Genomic DNA, 25,049 nt, shown 5'->3' on the forward strand with positions numbered 1-25,049 from the left:
TCGCGTTGTATGTTCGGTTGACCGCCGCCTTCAAGCAGTCCTGGTGAAAACCAGTCAGCTACGGAGGAGCTCTTGATCAGACAGTCGATCGCCTTTCCCGGCGCCGTCTAGCATTCCCGCGTTCACGGCCCGCGTCCGGCCGTAGTCCTCGCCGGACGGTCTCGCCGGCGGCCTGCCGCACCCGCCGGCCCTTCCTGTCACGCCCGAGCCGACCACGGCCCGGCGTTTCACCGACCCCATTTTCCGGAGGTTTCCTTGTCACGCAAGACAACCGTCGCGATCGTGGCCGTCGCCGCGTGCGCCGCGGCCGGCTTCGGCGGCCTGAGTCCGTCAGCCGCGGCCCCCGGCCCCGGCGCCCTCACCACGCTCGACACGTCGGCGGGCAACCGCGCGGCCCCGGTCCCCGGCCTCTACGACTGGAGCAAGGCCGGCTTCCGCGGCGGGCAGAACCTGCCCGGCGCCGACGCGGTCAACCCGAGTGCGAGCTGCCGGATCACCGCGGCGCAGCTCGCGAGCACGTACCAGGTCAAGCCGGACGACGGCGTCGACGACACCGCCGGCATCCAGTCGGCCATCGACAAGATCCACGCGTCGTGCTCGCCCTCGGCGAGCTACACCAAGCTGAGCCTGATCACCTTCCCGGCCGGCACGCTGAACGTCACCCACGAGATCCACGTCGACGCGAACTACCTGATCCTGCGCGGCGCCGGCATGGACAAGACGAAGTTCGTCTTCAAACCGGACAAGAACACCGAGTACGACGTCGTGACACCGGACGGCGACCAGTGGGACCAGCACGAGATGACTTACGAGGACGGCTCCGGCGGCTGGCTCTGGCCGGGCCGTGGCCTGTTCCGCGTGCAGTCGCGCGGCGTCGACCCCAGCTACGCCAGTCAGTACGCGAGCGCGCCGGCCAACCGCAAGGACATCTTCGAAGGCACGATCAACGTGCACTGGAAGGCGGGTGCGAAGCTGCGTGAGAAGCCCGGCGACCAGGGTTTCGCGGCGCGTACCGGTGACAAGACCGTCTACCTGGCCACCAGTGCCAAGACCACGACCATGAAGGTCGGCGGGTTCATCACCATCCGGGCCGCCAACACCATGAAGTTCTACCAGTCGATGAACGCCGTGCCGACGACCTGGCCGCTGCAGAACCTGCACATGCGCCAGCAGTGGTTCACCATCACCGCGGTCGACACCAAGAACCACACGGTGTCGGTCGACAAGCCGCTCGAGTACGACGTGCCCGTCGACTCCACTTCGGACGGTTCGGCGCCGATCGACGGCACGACGTACGCGTCCAAGGCGTCGCCGATCGTGGACCCGATCGTGGGCGTCGGCTTCGAGGACTTCTCCTTCACCCAGGACGCTCCGCCCGGGGTCACCCAGGAGCAGGCGAAGGACAACTACGGCAACCTCGCGCCGTCGCTGGCCATGCAGGGCATCGTGTTCAAGTGGGCCGCCGACTCCTGGGTCCGCGGTATCCACTCGATCATGACCGGGTCGCATCCGATCGTGACCGAGGAAGCCAAGAACCTGCAGATCGTGAACAACGAGCTGGACGGCTCCTGGAACAAGGGCAAGGGCGGCAACGGCTACTTCCGCGGGTCCCGCGTGTGGGACTCGCTCTACGCCGGCAACACGACCCGCGACCTGCGGCACTTCACGTTCCAGTGGTCGGCCTCGGGCAACGTGGTGATCGGCAACGACATCGACTCGGACTTCAACATCCACGGCGGCTACGAACGCAACAACCTGTTCGAGCTGAACACGAACCGGGTCTCCTTCGCCCACCGCTCGGGCAACTGCACGGCGCACTGCGGCGACGAAGGCGGCGACGCCCCGGACGACTCGACGTGGTTCCCGATCTACTGGTCGACCGGCCAGAAGGCGGTCAAGTGGGCCGGCTCTTCGGGTCCGCGCAACGTCTTCTTCGACAACACGATGACCAAGCAGGTCACCGCCGGTGCGGCGGACACGCCGTACTACCCGGACCACACGAGGATCTACCAGTTCGGCTGGGACGGAACCGCCTTCCACCACCTGGACGTCGGCGGCAAGCCGATCGCGGACTGGGCCCGCAACGAGCAGCAGGACTACACCGGCGGCCACGGCGTCGACGCGTCGAAGACCAGCACGGCGAAGTCGCTGTTCCTGAAGAACGTGAGCTGACGACCGCCCCGCCGTCCTCCGCACCGGGCGGGGGACGGCGGGGCGCTCACCATGTGGAACGCGCCCACGTCCGGGAATAGCTCCGCGAAGATCCGGTTGACCAGGTACGGACCACGCGCGAGCCCGGACAGCACGGAGCCACCCCATGAGATTCCAGGTTCTGGACATCCTGCCCCACCTGACCAACCCGGTGACCGGTCGCCGGGTCCGCACCGACGAGCGCTTCGCGCAGGCGCTGACCTCGGCGCGCTATGCGGAGGAGTTCGGGTTCGACGCCGTCGCGCTCGGGGAACGTCACGCCGGCCACTTCCTGAGCAGTGGCGTCACCGTGCTGCTCGGCGCCATCGCCGCGACGACCAGCCGGGTCCGGATCCAGACCGGTGTGTCCGTCCTGTCCGTCCACGACCCGCTGCGGGTGGCCGAGGACTACGCCACCGTCGACCAGCTCTCGCGCGGCCGGCTGGAGCTGGTGATCGGCAAGGGCAACGAGCTGCGCCAGCTGCCGATGTTCGGCATCGAGAACGGCGACCAGTGGGACGCGCTCGCCGAGAAGTACGAGCTGCTGCGCCGGCTCTGGCGCGAGGAGGACGTCACCTGGGAGGGACGTTTCCGCGGCCCGCTGACCGAAGTGACCAGCTTGCCGCGCCCGTTCGCCGGCGCCCCGCGGATCTGGCACGGCTCGGCGACCACGCTGACCTCGGCCGAGCTCGCGGCCCAGTGGGGTGACCCGCTCTTCTCGGCCAACGCGATCCAGCCGCGTGACAACTACACCGTGCTGATCGAGCACTACCGCAAGCAGTACGCCGAGCACGGCCACGACCCGCGGTTCGCCTTCGTCGGCGCCGGGGCGGGCTTCCTGTACCTGGCCGACACGACGCAGGAGGCGCGCGAGGCGTTCGGCCCGACCTACGAGAAGATCGTCGAGTTCTTCAACCAGCCTGGGAACCACACGCCGGGCAACGCGATGGAGTTCCCGACCATCGACGACGCGATCGCGCGCGGGCCGGTGCTCGTCGGCAGCCCTCAGCAGATCGCCGAGAAGATCCTCTGGTGGCACGAGGCGTTCGGGCACGACCTGCAGTCGTTCAGCCTGCCCACGATGATCCCGCACGAGCAGCAGCTCGCCATGCTCGAACGCTTCGCCGCCGAAGTCGTGCCCGTGGTGCGCGCGGCCGCGCCCACGGCACTCTGGACCGACCAGGACCCCTACGGCGGCCGCCCCGCCGTCCACGGCCGCACCGCCGCCGACGCGGCGGGCACCATCGAAGGAGCCGCGCTGTGACCGCAGATTCCCTGCACTTCAACGCCTTCATCTGGCCGAACGGCTACCACGAGTCCGCGTGGCGGGTCGTCGACGACGACGTCCGCGGGGTGCTCGGGCTGCCGTACTACGCGAACATCGCGCGCACCGCCGAGCGCGGCCTGATGGACTCGATCTTCCTCGCCGACAACATCGCCATCGCCGAATACCGCGCCACCCACCTGCCGCAGACCCAGTTCGACCCGATCTCGGTGCTGTCGGCACTGGCCGCGGTCACCGAGAAGATCGGCCTGATCGGGACCGGGTCGACGACCTACAACAAGCCGTGGGAGCTCGCCCGCCGGTTCGCCACGCTGGACCACCTCAGCGGCGGGCGCGCCGGCTGGAACATCGTCACCACCATCACCCCGCTCGCCGCGGCGAACTTCGGCGAGAAGGCCCACCCCGACCACGCGGACCGGTATGAGCGCGCCCACGAGTTCGTCGACGTCGTCACCCGGGCGTGGGACAGCTGGGACGAGGACGCGATCGTCGGCGACCGCGAGAACGGTGTCTGGGCCGACCGGGCCAAGCTGCACGCGCCGCGGTTCCACGGCCGGTTCTACGACGCCGAAGGCGTGCTGCCGTTCCCGCGGTCGCCGCAGGGGCGCCCGGTACTCGTCCAGGCGGGACAGTCGGCCGCCGGCATCGGGCTCGCCGCCCGGTACGCGGAGCTGGTGTTCTCCGGCCCGCCGTCGCTGGAGGCGGCGGTGAAGTTCCGCGCGGAGCTGGACGCCCAGGTCGTCGCGGCCGGCCGGGACCCGAAGCACGTGCGCGTCCTGCCCGCCCTGATGGTCACCCTCGGCGGCACCGAGGCCGAGGCGAAGGCCCGGGCGCAGCGGCTCGAAGACCTGGCCAGCCCGGAGTTCCGCTGGCAGAACGCGCTGTACACCGCCGGCCTCGACCCGGACGCGTTCGACCCGGACGCCCCGTTGCCCGCGGAGCTGACGGCCGAAGGCGGATCCAGCCGTCTGCAGCAGCTGGCCGCGGCCGCGCGGGAGCGTCCGGATGCCCCACTGCGCGAGATCGCCGCGGCGATCACCGGGGGAGCGGGGCAGGTCCACTTCGTGGGCACTCCGGAGCAGCTGGCCGACCACGTGCTCACCTGGCAGGACGCCGGCGCCGTCGACGGGTTCACCATCATGGGCTCGACGCTGCCCTACGAGCTGACCGCGTTCGTCGACCACGTCGTGCCGATCCTGCAGCGCAAGGGCCGGTACCGCACCGAGTACAGCGGCTCGACGCTGCGTGAGCACCTCGCCCCGTGAATCTCACCATGTGGTTTTTGTCGGTGGGGCTGGTTAGGGTCCTGACCGTCCGATCTTGACGACAGGAGTGTGGGACGTGGGCTGGACCCGGAACATCCGAGTGGCCGCGCTGGTGGCGGTGGCCGCTCTGGGCCTGACGGCGTGCGGCGGCGGGGACGACAAGCCCGCCGCGGCGGGCAAGGGCGGGGCGCCGATCGTCGTCGCGTCCTTCAACTTCACCGACAGCCAGATCCTCGCCGAGATCTACGCGCAGGCGCTGGAAGCCAAGGGCTACCCGGTGACGCGCAAGCTGAACCTGGGCTCGCGGGAGCTGATCTACCCGTCGCTGAAGTCCGGTGAGCTGCAGTTCATCCCGGAGTACCAGGGCTCGGCGATCGCCGCCGGGTTCGGCGCGGACCCGGTGAAGGACGCCAAGGGCGAGCACGAGCAGCTGGCCAAGCTGCTCGAGCCCAGCGGGGTGTCCTTGCTGGACTACGCGGCGGCGGAAGACAAGAACACCTACATCGTCAAGGCCGACCTCGCGCAGTCGAAGGGCCTCGCGAGCATCAGCGACCTCAAGAAGCTCGACAAGGTCGTCCTGGCCGGCGGCCCGGAGTGCGAGAAGCGGCTGACGTGCTTCAAGGGCCTCACGGACGTGTACAAGCTGACGAACGCGACGTTCCAGACCGTCCAGGAGCTCGGGCCGCGGGTGCAGCAGCTCGACTCCGGGGCCGTCACGGTCATCCCGGTCGACTCGGTGAGCCCGCAGGCCGGCGACTCGAAGTACGTCGCGCTGAAGGACGACTTGGCCATGGTGCCGACCGAGAACGTGGTCCCGGCGGTGACCAAGAAGGTCCTCGACGAGCGCGGCGCGGACTTCGCCGCCGCCGTCAACGCGGTGAGCGCGAAGCTCACCACGGAAGGGATGCGCGACCTGAACAAGCGCGTCGACTCCGACGGTGAGAAGGCCGCGGACGTGGCGAAGGACTGGCTGTCGCAGCAGGGCCTGGTCTGACGCGGGGCCCGGCGCCGGCCGGTGGCTCCCCACCAGCCCGGGCGCCGCCGCCGGGCGCGTGACGGGGGGGGGGCGCCCACCCCGCGTACTGCTCGGCGCGCATCCGCGCGAGCTCCTGCACCATGTCGAACGACGCGCCGCCGACGACGAGCCGGCGTGGCGGATCGTCCATGGCCGCCACTCGCAGCACGACCGGCGCCGCCGTCTCGGGTGCGGGACCGGCGTCGTCACCCCACATCTCCTCGAGCTCCTTGCGCAGCTCCCGGTAGGCGGGGTCGGGGGTGGTGAGCGTCGTGCCGGTGGTGAAGAGGCCGGTGGCGTAGCCGCCCATCTGCAGGTTCGTCACGTGCACGCCGAACCGCTCGACCTCCATCGCCAGTGCGTCGGTCAGGGCGTCGAGCGCCGCCTTGCCGGCGCCGTAGAACCCGACGGACGCCATCCCGCCGCCGCTGCCCATGGACGTGACCTGCAGCAGCCTGCCGCCGCCCTTCAGGTGGGGGAGCACGGCCTGGGCGACCCAGAGCGCGCCGAAGAAGTTGACGTCGAAGTGCGCGCGGACCTGCGCTTCGGTGGCCTCTTCGACCATCCCATAGAGCATCACCCCGGCGTTGTTGACGACGACGTCCAGACCGCCGAAGACGCCCGCCGCGCGCTCCACGGCCTCGAACACGGCGTCGCGGTCGGTCACGTCCAGCGGGATGTGGACGAACCGGCCCGGATAGGCGTCGGCGAGGGTGCCTTCGGTGCGCGACGCGGCGACCACACGGTGCCCGGCTTCGAGCGCGGCTTCGGTGATCGCCCGGCCCAGGCCGCGCGAAGCCCCGGTGACGAACCAGACCGGAACTTCGGTAGCCGTCATGGCAAACCCCCTCTGGTAGCTCGCGAGACGAATCGTCTCGTCTTGTCCGAGTTTGCGCGTCGTTGCTCGACGTGTCAAGACGGAACGGTTCGTCTCGCCGGGCGCTAGGCTGTCGCCATGGTCACCAGGAAGCCTGACGCCACCCGGCGCAGCGAGCGGTCCCGCCAGGCGATCCTCGCGGCGACCCGCGAGCTGATCGTCGAGCTCGGCTACGCCAAGGTGTCGATCGACGCGATCGCCGCCCGCGCCGGCGTCGGCAAGCAGACGATCTACCGGTGGTGGCCGGCCAAGGGCGCGGTCGTGTTCGACTCGGTCCTGGAGCTGAGCGCCGACCCGTCCGGCGAGGTCGCCGCGCTGCCCGACACGGGCGACCTGGAAGCCGACCTGCGCCTGGTCATGCGCGCGACGGTCGCCGAGTTCGCCGACCCGGTGTTCGAGGCGCCGATCCGGGCGCTCAACACGGAGATCGCGAACGATCCGGACCTGGCCGCGCTCTACCGCGAACGGCTGGCCGCCCCGATGGACGAGGCGAAGAAGGCCCGGCTGCGCAGTGCCCAGCGGGCTGGCCAGCTCGCGGCCGACGCCGATTTGGATCTGGTGCTCGAAGTGCTCTACGCGCCGCTGTACCAGCGCTGGCTGCTGCGCACGGGCCCGCTGACCGAAAGCTACGCGGACGCCCTGGTGGCGGCGGCGCTGAGGGCGTTCCGCCCGTAGGCGAGCGAAACCGCCTCCGGCCGGGCGAAGCCGCGTGGGTGCCTCGGTCGCCGTGTGCTGAAGCGCTCGACCGGCGGCCCCGCTCTCAGCGGAAGTCGACCCGGCCCATCAGTTCGTCGACGACGTCGGGCAGTGAGCGTTCCGCCGAGTCCTCCAGCCACAGCACGCTCGCGGTCCGCACCGCCGCGAGGAACGTCGCCGTCATGAGGCGTGCCAAGGGTTCGTCGAGGTCGTGGCCCCGGGCGAGCAGCACCGCGGCCAGGTCGCGCTCCAGGGTGATCTGGTCGCCGGCCTGCTGCGCGAGCAGCGACGGGTGCCGCCGCAGCAGGCGCAGCTGCGCCACCCACTCGCGGTCCGGGACCGCCCGCCCGTGGTACAGCTCGCGGCTGGCCGTGCGCAGCGCCTGCCACGGCTTCTCCTCGGCCGGCCGGCCGGAAACCAGCGACACGAGCACGCCCGTCCGCTCGCGGTCGGCGTGCAGGATCGCGTCTTCCTTGTTCGTGAAGTAGTTGGAGAACGTCCGGCGGGACACGCCCACCGCGTCGGCGATGTCCTCGACCGTCACGCCGTCCAGCCCGCGCTCCACCGCCAGGCGCAGCGCGGCCTCGTGCAACGACTGCCGCGTCGCCGCCTTCTTGCGGGTGCGGAGCGTGTCGAGGGTGTCCATGGGGTCAGCGTAGCGGCGGACTGTAATTGCTCATTGTGCAAGTTTGCCCATTGCGCAATGATGGTCCGGAACGTGCGAAGGGATCCCATGAAGTCCGAAAGAACCGGCTCGTCCGAGTCGATGCGGCACCGCGAGGTGCTCGAGTCGCTGTCCGGGCTGCTGCTCGCGCTGTTCGTGGCCATGATCAGCTCGACCGTCGTCTCGACGTCGCTGCCGCTGATCATCGGCTCGCTGAACGGCACCCAGACGCAGTACACCTGGGTCGTCACGGCCACGCTGCTGGCCGCCACGGCCACCACCCCGATCTGGGGCAAGCTCGCCGACCTGTTCAACAAGAAGACGCTGGTCCAGGTCGCGATCGTGATCTTCGTGGCCGGGTCGATGATCAGCGGGTTCAGCCAGGACACCGGGCAGCTGATCGCCGCGCGGGCGTTCCAGGGCATCGGCGTCGGCGGCCTGCAGGCGCTGGTCCAGGTCGTGATCGCCGCGATCATCCCGCCGCGGGAGCGCGGCCGGTACAACGGCTACCTCGGCGCCGTCATGGCCGTGGCGACCGTCGGCGGCCCGCTGCTGGGCGGCCTGATCGTGGACGTGCCGTGGCTGGGCTGGCGGTGGTGCTTCTTCGTCGGCGTGCCGATCGCGGTGCTCGCGTTCGTCGTGCTGCAGCGCACGCTGAAGCTGGAGACCGTGCGCCGCGACGACGTCCGGGTCGACTACCTCGGCGCCGGCCTGATCGCCGCCGGCGTGAGCGTCCTGCTGATCTGGGTGTCGTTCGTCGGCAACGCGTTCGGCTGGCTGTCGTGGCAGACCGCCGTCATGGTCGCGGCCGGGCTCGTGCTGCTCGTGATCGCCGTGGTGGTGGAGAAGAAGGTTCGCGAACCGGTGGTGCCGCTGCAGATCGTCGTGCAGCGGACGCCCGCGCTCGCGATCATCGCGAGCCTCGCGGTGGGCATGGCGATGTTCGGCGGCGCGGTGTTCCTCGGCCAGTACTTCCAGATCGGCCGCGGCTACACACCCACCGAAGCCGGCCTGCTGACCATGCCGCTGATGGCGGGCGTGCTGGTGTCCTCGACGGTGTCCGGACGGCTGATCAGCCGCAGCGGCAAGATCAAGCCGTACATCGTTTCCGGCGCGGCGATCCTGGTGCTCGGCTTCCTCGGGCTCGGCACGGTCGACCACGCCACTCCACTGTGGATCATCGGCATCGCGATGGCCGTCGTCGGCATCGGGGTCGGCATGACGATGCAGAACCTCGTGCTCGCGGTCCAGAACGACGTGCCGCTGCGGGACCTCGGCGCGGCGAGCGCGTCGGTGACGTTCTTCCGGTCGCTCGGCGGCACCATCGGCGTCTCGGTGCTCGGGGCGGTCCTGGCGAACCGCGTCTCGGCCGACCTGGCCGCGGCGCTGCACGTACCGGCGGGGCAGGCGTCGACGGGCGGGGTCAGCGCGCTGAACCTCAAGGCGCTGCCGCCGCAGGTGCAGGCCGTCGTGCACACTGTCTACGGCGACGCGACCGCGCACATCTTCCTGATCTCCGCGGCGGTGGCTGTGGTCGGCGTGCTCGCGGCGCTGCTGCTCAAGCCGATCACGTTGCGCACCACCATCGACGTCGCGGAGAAGGCGGACGAACCGGCTTCGGACGCGGTGGTGGGGTAGGGGGAGACAGCGATGGGCGGGCCCGGTGCCTTCGAGTCCACTGTGGAGCGGTTCGGCCCGCGCCGCGAGGTCGCGGCGCGGGCCATCCTGGCCGGGATCGACGGCACGGACACGGCCATGCGCGCGGCGGCGTTCGCGTTCGGCATGGCCCGTCGTCAGGGCAGCCGGCTCATCGTCGTGTTCGTGGCGTGCCCGGCACCGCTGGCCCCGCTCCGCCCGGCGGTGGCCACGGTGCTGGAACACGACACGGCAACGCACCTGTACGCCGAGCTGCGGGACCAGATGCGCGACGCGGCGGAGGAACTGCGGGTGCCGGTGACGCTGGTCAAGACGTACGGCGACCCGTACACGGCGTTGCGCGACACGGCCGACCGCTGCCAGGCCGACACGGTGGTGGTCGGCGCGTCCCAGAAGGCGGGCCACCGGTTCGCGGGCTCGGTGGCGACGAAGCTCATCAGGGCGGGCCACTGGCCGGTGCTGGTGGTTCCCTGACGAGAAAGAACCGTTCGAGTGACAGGGAAAGGCGAGCTCCGGCGCTAGCCTCGAAGCATGAAACGATCTTGGGTCGTCCTGGTCGTCGCCTTGCTCGCGCTCGTGTCGTCGTCGGTCCCGGCCGCCGCGTCCACCCGTTCGGACGTCTTCTGCCGCGGCAACGCGGTGGGCTTCCCCGGGAAGTGGGGCGCGGTGTCCAAGCCGTGCAGCTTCACCAGCCCGCCGCAGTGGCGCGGGTACCTCGAGGTCACCTGGTTCGTGGAGGCGGGCACGCAGCAGCGCGGCTGCGTCGACGGCCGGATGGCCAGCGTGCGCCAGCCGCGTCCGTGGGAGTCCCTGGGCTGCGGCAAGGGGGCCACGGGGCGGGTGAGCTGGCCCGCGAACACGTTGTCGCTCCTGGAGATCCGGGTCAAGAGCGTCAACGTCGGGCTCGCGATGGTCACCTACGAGATCTGACCGGCCCGGTACCGTCCGGCGAGTTCCGTGCTCTGGCCTCCGAAAGCGGCCAGGTCGGCCCGGAACACGGCGTCCAGCAGGCTGGTGTCCTCGACCCCGGGAGCGCAGACGACTTCGCCGAGCTCCAATCCGCGCAGCGAGGCGGACACGACGTCGGCCGCACTCATCCTCGGGATCGCGCTGAGGTCCAGGCCCTGGCGCTCGTGGAACTCCGTCGCGACCACGCCGGGGCACACGACCTGGACCCGGACACCGGTGCCTTCGAGCTCGGCGCTCAGCGTCTGCGAAAGCGTGACCAGGTGGGCGAGGGAGCCCGCGTAGACAGCGCGTCGCGGCATCTGCGAGTGGGGCGCCGGCCCGCTGAACGCGATCATGCCGGCCACGTTGACGATGGTGCCGCGGCCGCGTTCCTGCATGCCGGCGACGGCCGCGCGGGCGAGCATCGTCGGGGCCAGCACCTTGACCTTGACCAGTTCGCGGGCCTGGGCGGCGGGCAGGTCGGCCAGCGGCATGTAGTGCGCGACGCCCGCGTTGTTCACCAGCAGGTCCAGGGGTTCGGTGGCGGCGATCTCCGCGACGGCGTCGATGCCTTCGTCGGTGGAGAGGTCGGCGGCCACGACCCGGACCTTGACTTCGGTGTGGGCGGCGGCGAATTCGTCGAGGCGCTCCTGGCGCCGGCCGACGATCACCAGGTCGTGGCCGTCGGCGGCGAGGCGTTCGGCGAACGCCTGCCCGATGCCGGAGGTGGCGCCGGTGACGAGGGCGAGCTTGCTCATGCGTGGTTGTCCTGTTCGGTAGTGGTGCGGGCAGTGGCCGGAGGCAGGGCCGCGGAGCCCAGGAGAGCCAGCTTGTCGGCGGCGTCCGTGCCGGGATCGGGGTGGTAGACGGCGAGCACGAGCCCCGGCGCCTCGCTGATGAGGAGCTTTTCCCGGTTCAGCACCAGTTCGCCGACCACCGGGTGGTCGAACCGCACGGTCGCACCCCGCCGGTTCGCGACGTCGTGGCGGGCCCACAGTTCGCGGAACCGGGGGCTGGCCAGCGATAGCTCGCCGACGAGCTCGATGAACCGGGGATCATCGGTCTCGGTCCCGACGGACTGCCGGAAGCCGGCGACCAGCCCTCGAGTGGCGAGTTCCCAGTCCGGGAAGAGCTCTCGTTCGGCCGGGTCGAGGAAGACGTCCCGCAGCCGGTTCGCACCGGGCACGAGCCGAGGCGAGATCGCGGCGGCGAGCGGGTTGGCCGCCAGCACATCGAGGTAGCGGCCCTCGACGAAGGCGGGCAGCGCCAGCGCGGCGAGGAACTTGACGGTACTCGGCGGGACGGTCTCCTTGCGCCGCCGCCGTCGCGCGCGGCGAGGTTTCGCCTCGGCGAGGCCGATGAGGTAGGCGGTGGTGTCGTCGTCGAGCTGCAGAACGCGCGCGAGGGATTCGAGGACCGAGCGCGACGGGTTGCGGTCGCGGCCCTGTTCCAGGCGAAGGTAGTAGTCGGCACTGATACCGGCGAGCATCGCGACCTCTTCACGGCGCAGGCCGGGGACGCGACGGACGCCGGTGACCGGGAGGCCGGCTTGCGCGGGGGTGAGCAGCTCACGGCGGGCGCGGAGGTGGTCGCCCAGGAGGTTCGGCTCGTCGGTCATGGTTTCGACTGTAGGTCGCTGGGGGTTTGGTTGCCTGGTCCTGTCACTCCCAGGAGTGCTGGTCTTTTCAAGATGCGGCTTCGCCGGGGCGTGGAAATCGGCGCTTCGTGTCGTTGCTTCCTGCTCGGTGCGGGAGCGCCGATTCCCCACGCAACGGTGCCCCTGCCGCGGTCTCGCTTGATCATCCTTTCGAGTGATGACATGTGTTCGAATGTTGGTAATCTTGTTGTGTGGACAGTGAAGCGGTGTGGAAAGCGGATGCGGTGGCCCTGGCCGACCGCATCTCCGCCCTGCTCACTTCCATGCGCTCCTTGGATGCCGAGATCGGCTCGCTGCTGGTGGAAATCGAGTCCCGCGGTGTGATGGAACTCTTCGGCTACCGTTCTGCCGCAAGGCTCTTCGAACACCTCGCCGACATCCCCAAGTCCGCCGCCGAGACCATCGTCAAGCGAGCCCGAGCCCTCACTTCCACTCACACTCTCGACGGCACTCCCATCCCCGCTGTCGCTCCCGCCACCGGTCTTGCTGCCTCGGATGGCCGGCTAAGCACCCCGATGATCGACACGATCGTCGGCGTAATGACCCAGATCCCACCCGAGCACCGCGACGAAGCCGAGCAGCACCTGCTGACGTTCGCCTCCGAGGCCGGACACAAGCAGGTCGCAGCGCTGGGCGCCCGCATCGTGGCTCACCTGGATCCCGACGGAGCCGAGCCCGACGAGACCGAACCGGCCACACCCAGCCGCGAGTTGTCGTTGCGGCGCAAGAGAACGGGGTTCTGGGAGCTGAACGGCCGTTTCGACGACGAAACTGGCGCCCGAGCCAGCGCCCTGCTGGACTCCCTGGCGCAACGCCGCACGACCGACGAAGGCCCAGACTTGCGTTCGCCGTTGGAACGCTACGGCGACGCCTTCTCCGACGCCATCGACCTGGCCCTCAACTCCCCTGAGTTGCCGCTGCAGGCCGGCGAGCGGGCGCATGTGATGATCGCGGTGTCGTTGGCGGACTTGAAGTCCGGCCTCGCCACAACAATCCTCGGCAGCACCATGCCCAAGCCTGCTACCGGCCCAGCCACCTTCGCCGATACCGGCACCATGCCCAAGGCCGGCATCGGCACGGCAACCCTCGGCGCCATGTCCGCTGCCGGTCAGGCCACACTCGGCGAATCCGGCGCTATGCCCAAGCCCGCCTCCGCCCGAGCCATGCCCGGCAACACCGGCACCGCACCCAAGCCCGGAGCTGGTCCAGCCATCCCCGGCGCCACCGGCACCGCCCCCAAGGTAGGCCTCGGCCGGGCCACCCTCGGCGACCTCGGCACCATCTCCGCAGCCGAAGCCCGCATCCACGCCTGCGACTGCATGCTCATCCCCGCAGTCCTCGGCACCAACAGCGAACCCCTCGACCTCGGCCGCCAGCGTCGGCTGATTTCAACCCCACTCCGCCGAGCGCTCTACCTCCGCGATCGCGGCTGCGCATTCCCCGGCTGCCACCGCCCACCCCGGCACTGTCACGGCCACCACGTCCGCCACTGGGCCGATGGCGGCCCGACCGAGCTGGGCAACCTGGTCCTGATGTGCGCTCACCACCACCGGCTCCTGCATCGCTCCGGCTGGCAAGTGCGCATCGCGGCCGACGGGTTGCCCGAGTTCCTGCCACCGGCATTCCTGGACAAACGCCGAAGACCCAGGCGCAACAACCTCCACCAACCACTGCCATTCGCAGCATGAACGGGAAAGGCCCGCAGCCAACCGGCTACGGGCCTACACCCACGCCCAGGCCACGGCAGAGCGCTATCACCATCCCCGACGAGCCCGCAGCGCCCCATTCAACCCGGACCGCCGCGCCCGGCCTTGCGAACCGAGCGAACTGATCCCTGGCAGTGACAGCCACAGCCACGACCGCATCGAACCCAAGCACGACAGCATCCGAGCGAGGCAGTCTCCGGAATCGGCTGGCTGCGAACCTATGTCCATACCTGGGACCGGTTGAGCCGGTGACAACCCGCAGTCCGCCGCACCTCAGCGGGAGTGTCACCCTGCCCGCGCCCGGTGTCGACTGTCCGAGCGAGAGGTGAGTTCCGCGCCTGCTGACTTCAAGCCTGTACCCACACCTGGGAAATCGCGGAGCGGACGGTCGTCTCAGCAGCACGCGCCCGGCTCTGCCCAGCGCGGAAATTCTGGCCCGGCGCCGGCAGCCGCTCACACGAAAGGCAACCCCGAAATCACCCGAGCGACCCACCAAAGTCCTCGGAATCCTGCATACGACGATTGACCTCCTCAAGCCCCTCAGTCACCGCCCGCAGCTGCTCCCGGGTCAAAACGTCCACCAGCAACTCCCGTACCAGATCACCATGCCCCGGCTCCGCCCGCGCCAGCCGGTCCGCACCCTCCTCGGTCAAGACCGCATACACCGCCCGCACGTCACCCGGACACGTCCGCCGCCGGACCGAGCCCGTCTGCTCCAGCCGGTCGATCTGGTACGTCAACCCGCTCTTGGAACCGGCCACCGCGCACGCCAGCTCGGCCATGCGCAACTCGCGCTCCGGGGCCGCCGACAACCGGGACAAGATCTCGTACTGCAGGTGCGACAAGCCCGCGTCGCGCTTGAGCTGCTGGTCCATGCGCTGGTGCAGCAGGACATAGGTCGTCCGGAGCGCCATCCATGCTCGCTGCTCGTCCGTGCTCGACCCGCCCATGTCCTCGACCCTAGTTCAAATTCGAACCTGCCGAAGAAGCGATTTCAGTGTCGACACGTCGGTATTCGGCCGGAACCCACCGTGGAGTCGTGTGTCCGAGGTGTTGACCTTCGATCCCGGGGCGGCTGTCGCAGTGTGGCGACGCTGGCCCGCGGACTCAGCGTCGTGACGCGGCGGTCGCCAGCTCTTCGCTGATCTGCTGGAGCAGTTCGGAGGCCGCGTCGCCGAGCGCCTCGAGGTCGGCCAGCGTCGTCTCTTGGTTGTTCACAGTTCGTCCTCGAAGGCTTCGTGGCGGGCGATGACGGCTTCGGCGAAGGCGGCGTGCACCCGGAGGTAGTCCTCGAGGCCCACCGCGGTCTCGGCCCACGCGTGCCACCGGACGTGCGCCTCGGCGACGTCGGTCTTCGCGGCGGCAGCCACCGTCGCGGGGCTGGTGCCGGCGAGGATCGCGTGGTGCATGAGCGAGGGCGACGCATTCCGGGCGAGCTCGGCCAGCGCGGCGAGGCGGGCGAGTTCGGCGAGTGCGTCGGGCGCGACCGGACGGCGGCGCGGGACCGGGACGGGGTGGGCGTTCTGGAGAACGCTGGTCATCGAAAGACTCCTGGGCGGCAGCAGCTGAGGAACCTGAACTGCCGTCGTTTACCCGGCCTCGAACCGGATAAACGCGGCCGCTCGTGATCTCCATCTCACCGGTTCGGGTGGCAGAATCGGTGCCCTGATGACGAACGACGACCTCGCGGCCCACGCCCGCGCCCTGATCTCGGCGAACGCCTACCTCACCCTGAGCACGACCGACGCGGACGGCGCCCCCTGGACGTGCCCGGTCTACTTCGCCCCGGAAGACGATCACACGTTCGTGTGGGTCTCGGAGACCGGTGCCCGCCACTCGCGCAACCTCGCCGCGCGCCCGCGGGTGAGCCTGGTCGTCTTCGACTCCACGGTCGCGCCGTACCACGGGCGGGCCGTGTACGCGGTGGGCGAGGCGCGGGAGCTGTCGGGTGAGGCGCTCGGCCGCGCCTTGGCGAGCTATCCCCGTGGTGACGGCGACGGCGCTTCGGAGGTGACGCTCGACGACGTGTCCGGGACGTCGCCCTACCGGATGTACTCGATGGTCGCGGCGGAGCGGTGGGTGCTGTGCCCGCGGGATCCCGGGCAGCCGTGTCCATTGCACGGCGAAGCCCGGGACCACCGGGTTCAGCTGTAGCGGACCTTCCCGCGACACTGCGGGACGCGCTCCGGCCGCACGCTCTCCAGCGTCGGCGTCACCGGGACGATCGTGCCGTCGCGGCGGAAGGTCAGCTTGTCGATCGTCGTCTCGCGGTGGGTGCCGTCGCCGCCCGGGATGCCGAAGCGGTGGTAGGCGAGGTACCAGTCGTCCGTGCCCGGGACCTGCAGCATCGAGCTGTGCCCGGTGCCGAGGATGCCCAGGTGGGCGTCCTTGCTCAAGATCAGCCCGTGGTTGGTGAACGGCCCGGTCGGCGACGGCGCTGTCGCGTAGCCGACGCGGTAGTCCTCGCTGCGGGTGTCGTCGATCGACCAGCTCAGGTAGTACGTGCCCTTCCGCTCCGCCATGAACAGGCCCTCGCGGAAGCCGTCCAGCCCGGTCAGGCGGGTGATCTTCGCCGGGTCGAAGGAGACCATGTCCTCGTTCAGCGGCACGACGTACGCGTTGCCGTTGCCCCAGTACAGGTACGGCTGCCCGGTGTGGTCGACGAACACCGCCGGGTCGATCGCCTGGCCGCCGTCCGGGTTCGCCGCGATCAACGGCTTGCCGGAGTCGACGAACGGGCCGGTCGGCGAGTCGCTCACCGCCACGCCGATCTTGGCCTCCGCGCAGAAGTAGAAGTAGTACTTGCCGTTGCGCTGCGCGATCGTCGGCGCCCAGGCGTTCTTGTCCGCCCAGCTCACGTCCGGTCCGAGGTCGAGGATGACACCCTGGTCCGTCCAGTCCACGAGGTTCTTCGACGACCACGCCGAGAACTTCGTGCCGCTCCAGCCGTCGAAGCCGTCCGTCGTCGGGTACAGGTAGTACGTGTCGCCGAACGCGACGATGTTCGGGTCGGCGTTGAAGCCCGGCAGGACCGGGCTGCGCGTCTCGTGCGCCTCGACCGTCCACACGCGACGATCGCCACCGGCCCCGGTCACCGTGAACTTCCGCGGCTGGCTCAAGTCCACTGTCCGCGTGTCCGGCTTGATCGTGGCTCCCGGCGCCAGCCCGAACTTCGGCGACAGCCGGCGCAGGTCGGTCCCCGGCTTCACGGGCAGCACCACAGTCGACGCGCCGGAGTCGATGACAGCCGGTGTCTTCAGTGAAGGCAGCTCGACAGAGCGGATCGTCGTGCTGTTGAAGGGAAGTGCCGACACCTGGAGCCCCGTGAGCGCCCGGTTGTAGAGCCGCACGTCCTTCATCTTGCCGTGGAAGTACTTGTCGCTCGCGTACAGCGAGCGGCCGAGGTAGTTCGCCGCTGTGACGCCGCCGCCGAGGTCCGACGGCTTGATCGTGGCGTTCGCGTTGCGGCCGACTTCGACGCCGTCGAGGTACAGCACCGCCACCCCGTTGCCGACGGTCAGCGTCAGGTTCTTCCAGACCCCGCGTGGCAGCCCGCCACTCGAGGCCACCTGCTGCTCGGTCGTCCAGTTCCCGGTCGCGATCGCGCCGCGCAGGCCGCCGCTCGCGGTGCCGCCGGTGGTGAACAGGTAGCCGTCGCCCGCCCCCGAAGGCGCGGTGTTGCCGAAGCCCCACAGGAAGTACGGCGTCTGCTGGGCCGGGTCGACCAGGATGTCGGCGGACACGGTCGCCGCGGCGGCGCCGGTGAGCAGGTTGTTCGGCAGCTGGACGTGCCCGTTCGTACCGCCGAAGCTCAGCGAGCCGTCGGCCCAGGAGACGTCGCCGGCGAGGGCGCCGTCGTAGCCGTGACCGGTGGTGTCGGTCGCGACTTGCCCCGACTTCGCGTCCAGCGGCCAGTGCGCGACGAGGCCGTTCGCGTCGGCCCGCACCGGCGCCGGGGGAGCGCTCAGCCGGGCCATTTCCGCCTGCGTGACCGGCAGGACGGTGCCGTGCCGCGGTGACGCGGGCAGGTGCGCGCCGGTGGACATGGTCCACTTGCCCGAGTTCAGGTCGGTGGACTCGAACGGGACGTAGCCGCGGCCGCCGAACTCGTCGATGAACAGGTACCACTTGTTCCCGGTGTTGGACTTGAACCCGGTGGGTCCTTCGCCCGCGGAGAGCCCGGGACTGGTCGCCGTCGCCTTGCCGATGCAGTCGGCGACGAAGCCGTAGTGCGGGTCGAGCAGGTCGGCGGACTTCTCCTCGGTGATGAACTTGCTGCACGGCGTCGAGGACGTGTTGTTGCGTTCGTCCTTCGTGAAGCGGTAGTAGGTGTCCTGGTCCTTGATGATCGTCGAGTCGATCACCGAATAGCCCGGGTCGTTCCACACCTGCGGCGCGCTGAAGGTGACGAAGTCGCGCGTGGTCGCGTACATCATCCGGTTGTAGCTGTCACCCGTGTGGTTCGGGTCGTTCTCGGCGTACAGTTTCGACGCCCAGTACACGACGTACGTCCCGCGCTCGGCGTCCCACGAGGCTTCCGGCGCCCACGTGTTGCCCGCGGTCGGCGGGGACACCTGGACGCTGCGCTGGCGCGACCAGTGCGCCAGGTCGGTGGACTCCCAGACCATGATCGACCGGCTGCCGGAGCGCTGGGCGGCGTCCCAGCCGCGGCCGGCGTAGATCCGCAGGTCGGTCGCCAGCAGGTAGAACTTGTCGCCGTCGGGCGAGCGCAGGATGAACGGGTCGCGCACGCCCAGCTCGCCGAGGCTCGACTTGAGCACCGGCCGCCCGTTGTTCAGCTCGGTCCAGTTCAGCGGGTCGTTGCCCTTGCTCAGCGCCGAGTAGATCTGCTCGCCGTCGGACGTGCCTTCGCCGGTGAAGTAGAAGAAGCTGTAGCCCGCCAAAGGTTCCTGCGCCGGCTTCGGGATGACGGTCGCGGTGAACCGTCGCGTGGTGCTCTCGCGGCCGAGGCTGACCTTCGCGGTCAGGACGACGTTCGCGGGCTTGGCGCCGGTCGGCGGCCGGGTGACCTCGCCGGTCGGGGTGATCACGGCGGGCGCGGACGACGTCCAGGCCACGCTCGTGCCGCCCGCGCCCGCCGTCGGCAGCGTGAGGTTGCCGCGGACGTCGTCGATGCCGGGCACCGACAGGGCGCTCGCGGCGGCGCGGGTGGTGTCGGGCGGGGGAGCGGCGCCGGCACCGGCGGTGCCCAGGGGGACGAGTGCGGCCACGACGGCCAGCACGACGCCGAAACGGCGCGGGGAGAACAACTTCATCGTTGTCGATCCTTCGGGGCGCGTCGGGACCAAAGTGATGTTAGCGTTAACATCAGGTGGGGCACGCTGACTTTATGGCCGGCGTGTCCGGTGGTCAAGGGGTCGGCGCCGGTCAGTCGAGGCCGGCGAACGCCGGCGCGAGCCGTTCCAGTACCGCGACGTCGGCGGTGAAGTCGTCCGTCGTCGGGGGCATGAGCAGGACGTGGTCCGCGCCCGCGGCGAGGTGTTCGCGGACCTTGGCCGCGATGGCGTCCGGGCTGCCGTAGGCCACGACCGCGTCCGCGATCCCGGCGAGATCGTCGAGCGCGAAACCCAAGCGGCGCAAGGCGTTCGAGAACGTCGGGAGGTTCACCGTCCCCGAGACCTTCTCGATCGCCGCCGCCTTCGCACGGTCGGCGTCAAGGTCGGGGACCACGGCCAGGCCGACGACCAGCAGCTTGTCCGGGCCGAGCACCGACCGGGCCTCGGCGGTGAAGGCCGGCGGCAGGTTGGCCGGGTACGCGCCGTCCGCGATCTCCCCCGCCAGGGCGAGCATCTTCGGCCCGTTCGCGCCGAGGATCCGCGGGTACTTCGCCTCCGGTGCCGGCGGCCAAGTCTCCGCGTCCATCCGCCCGACGTAGTCGCGCAGGGTGGCCAGCGGGCTGCCGAAGTCCCGGCCGGTGGTCTCGGCCTGCTGCGGGTAGCCGACGCCGATGCCGAGCGCCAGCCGGTTCGGATAGGCGTCGGCGAGGAAGGCCGCCGCGGCGTGCAGGGTCTGCGGTTCGCGGGCCCAGATGTTCGCGATGCCGGTGCCGAACGTCAGCCGCTCGGTCGCGGCCAGCAGCACGGCCAGCTGGACGAGCGCGTCCTTGCCGCCGACGACCTCGTTGGTCCAGACGGTCCGGTACCCGGCGCGCTCCAGCCGTCGCACGGCCTCGCGCTGGCTCTCGGCTGGCGGGATGCGGGTGAACGAAATCGGCAGGTAGACGCCGACGGGCCCCAAGGTCGCCATGGAACTCCCTCTCAGACGGTGTGGTCCTTCCACCGTGGGGTCACCGAGCGGACCAGGTCCAATGAATGTTTCGCGAAGCGCGATGCGATCTGTGCATCACCGCAGCTCATGCAGCTACGCTGGAACCATGTCCGACCTCGATCTGCGGCTGGTGCGTGCCTTCGCCGTCGTCGCCGAGCACCGCCACTTCGGCCGGGCCGCCGCCGAACTGCACGTCACGCAGTCGTCGCTGAGCCGGCAGGTCGTGCGGCTGGAGCAGCAGGTCGGCGCCCGCCTGCTCGACCGCACCCCACAGGGCACGCGGCTCACCGAAGCCGGTGAGGCGTTCCTCCCGCTCGCCACGGACCTGCTGCGGGCGGCCGCGCACGCGACGGCCCACGCGCGGGCGGTCGCGCGGCCCAGTCGGATCACCGTCGGCTACACCGGGAACCTGATCGTCACCCCGGCGGTGCGCGACCTGCGCCGCCACCCCGACGCCGAGGTGCGCACCCAGCATCTCGCCTGGGACGACGCCCGGGCGGCGCTGCTGGAGCACCGCGTCGACGTGGCGGTCGTCCGGCTGCCGCTGCGGGCGGCGGGGCTGCACGTGACGGTCCTCTACGACGAACCGCGCGTGCTCCTGCTGCCGAGCGACCACCGGTTGGCTGGCAAGGAATCCGTGACGCTCGACGACATCGCGGACGAGCCGCTGCCGCGCGCCCTCGACCCGGAGTGGGACGCGTTCTGGCGCGTCGACCCGCGTCCGGACGGCCGCCCGGCGCCCGGTGGCCCGCTCATCGACGCGATCGAGGACAAGATCGAGCTCGTCGCGAGCGGGCAGGCGGTGGCGATCATCCCGGCGCCGCCGGGGAACGTCACCGGCTTCCGCCCGGACCTGACGACCGTCCCGCTGGCGGACGTCGAGCCGGCCCAGGTGGCGGTGGCGACGCGGGCGGGCGAGCGCAACCGGCTCGTCGCGGCGTTCCGCAAAGGCGCTGAGGCACTGCTGACCCGGCCGGAATGACAGATGCCGCGGAGCCTCGACCGGGCACCGCGGCATCCTTTGTGGACAGTCTGTCAGCGGGGCGTGGCGGACGTCCCGGCCGGCGTTCGCGAGGCCTGCTGGGCCCGCTTGCGCTGGATCGCTTCCTGTTCGCGCTGCAGTTTGGCGTGCCAGGCTCCTGAGTCGTTGGTCATGGCGTTCTCCGGTGGACGGGCGAAGGTGCGTGACGGTGCCGTGCCGGGGCGGACCCGGTCACGGGCGGAGGGCGCGGCCCGGTGCGGAGAAGACCTGGATCCGGGCGCCGGTGCCGTGCTCCGGAAGTACCCAGGCGTTCCGGCGGTCAATCACTTTTCTGGCGTCCGACCTGCGGGTCTTCGGTCCGGGAAAGCGCGTTCACGCGTTCGGAGCAAGCGAGGCCGTCGAGGAACACCCGCACCAGGCGCTCCGCCGGTTCCACCGGTTCCCGGGGCGCGAGCCCCGACACGAGCGCCGCCTCGTGCATCTCGAAGAGCAGCCCCAGATCCGCGGGCTCGAGGTCCGCGCGCACGCTGCCTTCGCGCTGTGCCTCCTCGAAAGCCGGGCGCAGCAAGGAAACCAGGGCGTGGGTGTACTGCCGCTGGCTGCGCTCCGGCAGCTCGCGGAACAGCCGGACGAGCGGGCGCCGCCGCGCCTGCATCGCCAGCACCGCCCGCAGCAGTTCGCGGAAGGACTCCTTGCCCCGCACCTGGATCTTGAACGCTGCCAGGTGGTGGGCCGCGACGGCGAGCGCGAGCGCCGTGCGGTCGGGGAAGTGCCGGTAGACCGTCGCCCGCCCGAGGCCGGCGCGGCGGGCCACCTCGTCCAGCACCACGTCGGCGTCTTCGCTGAAGGCTTCGTCGGCCGCGCGCAGGATCGCCTCGCGGTTGCGGCGGGCGTCGACGCGCCGGGGCACGGCCGCGGACGGTCGCACAGCGCGCATGGCCGAGGACATTACTCGCGAGTAGTGAGACCGGCAATCCGTTCCATCTCTCGGTTCGGATTCGTAGATTCACCGTCGGTCACCGCCGACGTCGAAGGAGCCGCGCATGCGCAGCCTGAACCGCCGCACCGTCCTGCAAGGCGCGGCCGCCGTCGCGGGCGTCGCGGCCTTCGGTGCGGGCCGGGTGCGGGTCACGCGGGAGGAGCACCGGGTCGTGATCATCGGCTCGGGGTTCGGCGGCGGGGTCACGGCGTTGCGGCTCGCGCAGGCCGGTGTGCCGGTGCTGGTGCTCGAACGCGGCCGCCGCTGGCCGACCGGACCGGACGCCGAGACGTTCCCGCACCCGACGTCGGCACCCGACAAGCGGATCTTCTGGCTCGGCTCGGCGCCCTCGCTGCCCGGCCTGCCGTCGCTGCCGCCGTTCGAGCGCTACACCGGCCTGCTCGAACAGGTCACCGGCCAGGGCATGAGCATGATGTGCGCGGTCGGCGCCGGCGGCGGCTCGCTGGTCTACCAGGGCATGACCCTGCAGCCGACGGCCGAACTCTTCCACGCCTGCTTCCCCGAGCAACTCGACTACGCGCGACTGGACGCCGAGTACTACCCGCGCGTCGCCGCCATGCTCGGCATCGCCACCGCGCCGGACGCCCTCGTCGAGAGCAAGCCGTACCGGGCCTCGCGGATCTTCGCCCGCAACGCGCGCAACGCGGGCTACGCCGTCGAGAAGATCCCGATGCCGATCGACTGGGACTACGCCCTGCGCGAACTCGACGGCGAGATGAAACCGTCCTACACCAACGGCGACTGCGCGCTCGGCGTCAACAACGGCGGCAAGCACTCGGTCGACGTCACCTACCTCGCGGCCGCCGAAGCCACCGGCCGCTGCACCGTCGCGACCCTGCACCACGTCACCGATGTCGCGCTCGCGCCCGATGGCCGCTGGGAGATCCGCGTCGACCGCATCGACACCTCCGGGACCGTGCTGGAGAAGCAGGTCCTCACCGCGAACGCGCTGGTCATGGCGGCCGGCACCGCGAACACCACGCGGCTGCTGATGCGCGCGGGCGCGAAGGGCGACATCCCCGACCTGCCCGACGCGCTCGGCGCCGGCTGGGGCACCAACGGCGACCGCATCTACACCTGGACCAGCCTCGCCGACGACTTCGGCGCGCCGCAGGGCGGCCCGGTCGTCTACGGCAGCAAGGAGTGGGACGACCCCGCGACGGCCAACACCGTCATCCAGGCGTCGCTGCCGCCGCTGCCGGACCTGCGGACCACGATGCTCGTCGGGTACGGCATCAGCGCCGGCCGCGGCCGGTTCGTCTACGACGCCGCGAAGGACGAGGCCGTCCTGCACTGGCCGTCGAACGCCGATGCGCCGCTCAGCGCCCGCATCCACGAACGCATCTCCCGCATCGCGGGCCCGCTCGGCGTGCTGCTCGACACGACCGCCGTCGTGCCCAGCACCTGGCACCCGCTCGGCGGCGCCGCGATGGGGTCGGTGTGCGACCTCGAAGGCCGCGTGCTCGGCCACCGCGGCCTCTACGTGCTCGACGGTGCCCTGATGCCCGGGACGACCGCCGCCTGCAACCCGTCGATGACCATCGCCGCCGTCGCCGAGCGGGCGCTGGACCACCTGATCGCCGAAGACGTCGGCTCTGTCTTCTGAAAACTGTTTTCCGACACACTTCCGGACTCGACGAGGAGTTCTCATGCGTCGCTTGTGGACGGTCCTGCTGGCCGTCGTCCTGGTGGTCACCACGGCCGGACCGGCGGCCGCGGATCCGCCGCAGGGGCCCGCCGGTGACGCCTTCTACACGCCACCCAGTCGGCTGCCGGACGGCGCCGACGGCGACGTCGTCTGGTGGCGGCCGCTGCCGGATTCCGCCGGTAGCAAGGGTTATCTGGTGCTGTACCGGTCGCGGTCGGCAACGGACACGCCGATCGCGGTGTCGGGCCGCGTCCTGGTGCCGTCGACGCCGTGGACCGGCGCCGGCCCGCGCCCGATCGTCTCGGTGGCCAGCGGCACCCGCGGCATCGGCGACCGCTGCGCGCCGTCGAAGTTCCAACCGGACTACGAAAAGCCGCTGTTCGTCGACGCGATGCTGAGCCGCGGCTGGGCCGTGGCGATCACCGACTACGAAGGCCTCGGGACACCCGGCCTGCACACCTACGTCGTCGGCCGGTCCGAGGGCCACACGGTGATCGACGCCGTCCGCGCGGCCACCCGGCTGCCGGCCGCGGGCCTGGCCGCCGGCGGGCCGGTCGCGTTCTCCGGCTATTCCCAAGGCGGTGGGGGAGCGGCGTGGGCGGGCGAGCTGGCGCCGTCGTACGCCCCGGAGCTGAAGGTCGCGGGCATCACGGCCGGCGGGACGCCCGCGGACCTGAACGTCGTGGCGAAGAGTCTCGAAGGCGGGATCGGCTTCGGCTTCCTGCTGTTCTCGGCGCTGGGGTTGGACGCGGCGTACCCGGAGCTGGACCTGCCCGCCTACCTCAACGAGCGTGGTCGCACCCTGTACGCGACGCAGCAGGACGCGTGCGTCGACGCCGTGTTCGGCTACGCCTTCGGGCACATCGCCGACTACACGACGTCGAACCCGCTGACCACCCCGAAGTGGCAGGCCCGGCTGGCGGAGAACGAGCTGGGCGCCCGCCCGCCGAAGGCGCCGATCTTCCTGTTCCACGGCAGCCTCGACGAGATCATCCCGCTGTCCCAGGCGCAGACGCTGCGGCGCGAGTACTGCGCGGCCGGGGTGGACGTCACATGGGGCACGTACCTCGGCGAACACGTGACGACACTGGCGTTCTCCGCCGGCGACGTCGTGAACTACCTGGGCGACCGGTTCGCGGGCAAGCCGGCGCGCTCCAATTGCTGAGCGACGC

Annotated in this window: 22 protein-coding genes; 13 read left to right on the forward strand and 9 right to left on the reverse strand. The window is 70.6% G+C overall.

The window, feature by feature from the left end; all coding sequences use genetic code 11:
- The first annotated feature begins 255 nt into the window (after nucleotides 1-255).
- The 4 genes from QQ657_RS45475 to QQ657_RS45490 all read left to right on the forward strand — a co-directional run bounded on the left by QQ657_RS45475 (nucleotide 256) and on the right by QQ657_RS45490 (nucleotide 5,734).
- Entirely contained in the window at nucleotides 256-2,172 is a 1,917-nt protein-coding gene (locus QQ657_RS45475) for a hypothetical protein (RefSeq protein ID WP_284748619.1), read from the forward strand.
- Nucleotides 2,173-2,317: 145 nt separating this feature from the next.
- The gene (locus QQ657_RS45480; protein WP_284748620.1) at nucleotides 2,318-3,454 is read left to right on the forward strand and encodes an LLM class flavin-dependent oxidoreductase; all 1,137 of its coding nucleotides are present in this window, start codon (nucleotides 2,318-2,320) and stop codon (nucleotides 3,452-3,454) included.
- Nucleotides 3,451-4,740, forward strand: coding sequence for an LLM class flavin-dependent oxidoreductase (locus QQ657_RS45485; RefSeq protein WP_284748621.1), 1,290 nt, complete (start codon nucleotides 3,451-3,453; stop codon nucleotides 4,738-4,740). The genes QQ657_RS45480 and QQ657_RS45485 overlap by 4 nt, the downstream gene beginning before the upstream one ends.
- A gap of 76 nt (nucleotides 4,741-4,816) precedes the next feature.
- The gene (locus tag QQ657_RS45490; RefSeq protein ID WP_434056845.1) at nucleotides 4,817-5,734 is read left to right on the forward strand and encodes an ABC transporter substrate-binding protein; all 918 of its coding nucleotides are present in this window, start codon (nucleotides 4,817-4,819) and stop codon (nucleotides 5,732-5,734) included.
- Here the strand turns inward: QQ657_RS45490 and QQ657_RS45495 are convergent.
- The gene (locus tag QQ657_RS45495; RefSeq protein ID WP_284748622.1) at nucleotides 5,631-6,593 is read right to left on the reverse strand and encodes an SDR family NAD(P)-dependent oxidoreductase; all 963 of its coding nucleotides are present in this window, start codon (nucleotides 6,591-6,593) and stop codon (nucleotides 5,631-5,633) included. The two genes, QQ657_RS45490 and QQ657_RS45495, sit on opposite strands and share 104 nt — an antisense overlap.
- Before the next feature lie 117 nt (nucleotides 6,594-6,710).
- Here QQ657_RS45495 and QQ657_RS45500 point away from each other — a divergent pair, with 117 nt between their 5' ends.
- Nucleotides 6,711-7,307 (forward strand): TetR/AcrR family transcriptional regulator, encoded by a 597-nt coding sequence (locus QQ657_RS45500; protein WP_284748623.1) that lies wholly within the window; start codon nucleotides 6,711-6,713, stop codon nucleotides 7,305-7,307.
- An 85-nt stretch (nucleotides 7,308-7,392) separates the two neighbouring features.
- On the opposite strand, the gene QQ657_RS45505 is transcribed toward QQ657_RS45500, so the two are convergent.
- Nucleotides 7,393-7,974, reverse strand: a complete 582-nt coding sequence (locus QQ657_RS45505; protein ID WP_284748624.1) for a TetR/AcrR family transcriptional regulator — start codon at nucleotides 7,972-7,974, stop codon at nucleotides 7,393-7,395.
- Between the two features lie 87 nt (nucleotides 7,975-8,061).
- Here QQ657_RS45505 and QQ657_RS45510 point away from each other — a divergent pair, with 87 nt between their 5' ends.
- The 3 genes from QQ657_RS45510 to QQ657_RS45520 are packed head-to-tail and all read left to right on the forward strand — an operon-like array spanning nucleotide 8,062 to nucleotide 10,578.
- Nucleotides 8,062-9,630, forward strand: coding sequence for an MDR family MFS transporter (locus tag QQ657_RS45510; protein ID WP_284748625.1), 1,569 nt, complete (start codon nucleotides 8,062-8,064; stop codon nucleotides 9,628-9,630).
- A 12-nt stretch (nucleotides 9,631-9,642) separates the two neighbouring features.
- Nucleotides 9,643-10,122: a universal stress protein gene (locus tag QQ657_RS45515; RefSeq protein WP_284748626.1), complete on the forward strand. Its 480-nt coding sequence runs from the start codon at nucleotides 9,643-9,645 to the stop codon at nucleotides 10,120-10,122.
- Nucleotides 10,123-10,179: 57 nt separating this feature from the next.
- A complete protein-coding gene (locus tag QQ657_RS45520) occupies nucleotides 10,180-10,578 on the forward strand; it encodes a hypothetical protein (protein ID WP_284748627.1) in 399 nt (132 codons plus the stop codon).
- On the opposite strand, the gene QQ657_RS45525 is transcribed toward QQ657_RS45520, so the two are convergent.
- Nucleotides 10,566-11,354, reverse strand: a complete 789-nt coding sequence (locus QQ657_RS45525; RefSeq protein ID WP_284748628.1) for an SDR family NAD(P)-dependent oxidoreductase — start codon at nucleotides 11,352-11,354, stop codon at nucleotides 10,566-10,568. The genes QQ657_RS45520 and QQ657_RS45525 overlap by 13 nt on opposite strands.
- The gene (locus tag QQ657_RS45530) at nucleotides 11,351-12,214 is read right to left on the reverse strand and encodes a helix-turn-helix domain-containing protein (RefSeq protein WP_284748629.1); all 864 of its coding nucleotides are present in this window, start codon (nucleotides 12,212-12,214) and stop codon (nucleotides 11,351-11,353) included. Before QQ657_RS45530 ends, QQ657_RS45525 begins: the two co-directional genes overlap by 4 nt.
- Before the next feature lie 230 nt (nucleotides 12,215-12,444).
- Here QQ657_RS45530 and QQ657_RS45535 point away from each other — a divergent pair, with 230 nt between their 5' ends.
- Nucleotides 12,445-13,941 (forward strand): HNH endonuclease signature motif containing protein, encoded by a 1,497-nt coding sequence (locus QQ657_RS45535; RefSeq protein ID WP_284748630.1) that lies wholly within the window; start codon nucleotides 12,445-12,447, stop codon nucleotides 13,939-13,941.
- Nucleotides 13,942-14,435: 494 nt separating this feature from the next.
- Here QQ657_RS45535 and QQ657_RS45540 read toward each other — a convergent pair whose 3' ends face one another.
- Entirely contained in the window at nucleotides 14,436-14,909 is a 474-nt protein-coding gene (locus tag QQ657_RS45540) for a MarR family winged helix-turn-helix transcriptional regulator (RefSeq protein WP_284748631.1), read from the reverse strand.
- A gap of 264 nt (nucleotides 14,910-15,173) precedes the next feature.
- Entirely contained in the window at nucleotides 15,174-15,500 is a 327-nt protein-coding gene (locus QQ657_RS45545; RefSeq protein WP_284748632.1) for a hypothetical protein, read from the reverse strand.
- A gap of 127 nt (nucleotides 15,501-15,627) precedes the next feature.
- Between QQ657_RS45545 and QQ657_RS45550 the strand changes: the two genes are divergently transcribed.
- On the forward strand, nucleotides 15,628-16,113 hold the full coding sequence (locus QQ657_RS45550) for a pyridoxamine 5'-phosphate oxidase family protein (RefSeq protein WP_284748633.1): 486 nt from the start codon (nucleotides 15,628-15,630) through the stop codon (nucleotides 16,111-16,113).
- On the opposite strand, the gene QQ657_RS45555 is transcribed toward QQ657_RS45550, so the two are convergent.
- Nucleotides 16,104-19,235 carry a family 43 glycosylhydrolase gene (locus QQ657_RS45555; RefSeq protein ID WP_284748634.1) on the reverse strand — a complete coding sequence of 1,044 codons (3,132 nt, stop codon included), beginning with the start codon at nucleotides 19,233-19,235 and terminating at the stop codon, nucleotides 16,104-16,106. The two genes, QQ657_RS45550 and QQ657_RS45555, sit on opposite strands and share 10 nt — an antisense overlap.
- A gap of 112 nt (nucleotides 19,236-19,347) precedes the next feature.
- The gene (locus QQ657_RS45560) at nucleotides 19,348-20,226 is read right to left on the reverse strand and encodes a TIGR03620 family F420-dependent LLM class oxidoreductase (RefSeq protein ID WP_284748635.1); all 879 of its coding nucleotides are present in this window, start codon (nucleotides 20,224-20,226) and stop codon (nucleotides 19,348-19,350) included.
- 127 nt (nucleotides 20,227-20,353) lie between these two features.
- Here QQ657_RS45560 and QQ657_RS45565 point away from each other — a divergent pair, with 127 nt between their 5' ends.
- Nucleotides 20,354-21,229 (forward strand): LysR family transcriptional regulator, encoded by an 876-nt coding sequence (locus QQ657_RS45565; protein ID WP_284748636.1) that lies wholly within the window; start codon nucleotides 20,354-20,356, stop codon nucleotides 21,227-21,229.
- A 319-nt stretch (nucleotides 21,230-21,548) separates the two neighbouring features.
- Here QQ657_RS45565 and QQ657_RS45570 read toward each other — a convergent pair whose 3' ends face one another.
- On the reverse strand, nucleotides 21,549-22,166 hold the full coding sequence (locus QQ657_RS45570) for a TetR/AcrR family transcriptional regulator (RefSeq protein WP_284748637.1): 618 nt from the start codon (nucleotides 22,164-22,166) through the stop codon (nucleotides 21,549-21,551).
- Nucleotides 22,167-22,272: 106 nt separating this feature from the next.
- Between QQ657_RS45570 and QQ657_RS45575 the strand changes: the two genes are divergently transcribed.
- Together QQ657_RS45575 and QQ657_RS45580 are read left to right on the forward strand one after the other, a co-directional pair.
- Nucleotides 22,273-23,835 (forward strand): GMC oxidoreductase, encoded by a 1,563-nt coding sequence (locus QQ657_RS45575; protein ID WP_284748638.1) that lies wholly within the window; start codon nucleotides 22,273-22,275, stop codon nucleotides 23,833-23,835.
- Between the two features lie 43 nt (nucleotides 23,836-23,878).
- Nucleotides 23,879-25,042 (forward strand): lipase family protein, encoded by a 1,164-nt coding sequence (locus QQ657_RS45580; protein WP_284748639.1) that lies wholly within the window; start codon nucleotides 23,879-23,881, stop codon nucleotides 25,040-25,042.
- Nucleotides 25,043-25,049 lie beyond the last annotated feature (7 nt).

The sequence above is a fragment of the Amycolatopsis ponsaeliensis genome (assembly GCF_030182635.1).
Taxonomy (GTDB): domain Bacteria; phylum Actinomycetota; class Actinomycetes; order Mycobacteriales; family Pseudonocardiaceae; genus Amycolatopsis; species Amycolatopsis ponsaeliensis.